Raw genomic sequence first — 857 nt, forward strand, 5'->3', positions numbered from 1 at the left:
ACGAGCATGGCTTCGCCCGCAGCGTCCAGCAAATAAAGGCCCATTTGGTGAGAATCAAAAACAACTTCGCGTGGCAACACAAAGCTATGCTTCATGATCTCAACCATCGTTTCGCCAATTTGCGCGCCAAAGATCAGAAGCCCGCCCGTACCTACAATCAAAAGCAAGGCCGTGTTCAGTTCTTTTGAGCGCGCAACCTGCCCCTCCTCCTTGGCTTTTTCTATTCGCCTGGGGGTGGGTTCTTCGGTTTTTTCCTGACTGCTATCGTTACCTTCTTCTGCCATCTAAAAGCCCTGCATATCACGCAAAAATAAGAAGGTGTCGGTACTGAAATTATCAAACTGGGGCAATAAGCCTGAAATGCTCACCCAGACAATAAATAAACCGAACAACATACCGATTGGAAAACCCAAAGAAAAAACGTTCATCTGCGGCGCGGCACGCGTCATGATGCCGAACGACAAATTTATGATCAGCACCGCCGTAATGGCAGGCAACGCAATCACTAGCGCAGATGCAAACAACCAATTTATGCGCATCAGGAATCCCCAGAGATCCTCTCGCGACACGCTATTTGGGCCGATAATTTGGTCTGAAATAGGCCACGCCTGAAAACTTTGAACTGCCACTTCGATCATAACGAGGTGGCCATTCATCGAAAGAAAGATAAGCGTCACGCAAACTAAAAATATCTGAGATAGGATTGGGACATTTACCCCATTACTCGGATCGATCATCGACGCAAAACCTAGGCCCATCTGCATGGCGATCATCTGACCTGCAGCAACAAACAGCTGCATCAAAAACACAAACATTAAGCCCATTAAGGTACCGATAAAAATTTGCTGCAAGGTCAC

At 47.3% G+C, this 857-nt stretch carries 2 protein-coding genes; both read right to left on the reverse strand.

Annotated features, from left to right (window positions below):
* Positions 1-284, reverse strand: a 284-nt coding sequence (locus A3738_RS01065) for an EscU/YscU/HrcU family type III secretion system export apparatus switch protein (RefSeq protein WP_197473498.1), incomplete at its 3' end; no start/stop codon positions are given.
* Positions 285-857: flagellar biosynthetic protein FliR (fliR, locus tag A3738_RS01070; RefSeq protein ID WP_082889920.1), on the reverse strand; the 573-nt coding region annotated here is incomplete at its 5' end.

It is taken from the genome of Oleiphilus sp. HI0066 (assembly GCF_001635725.1).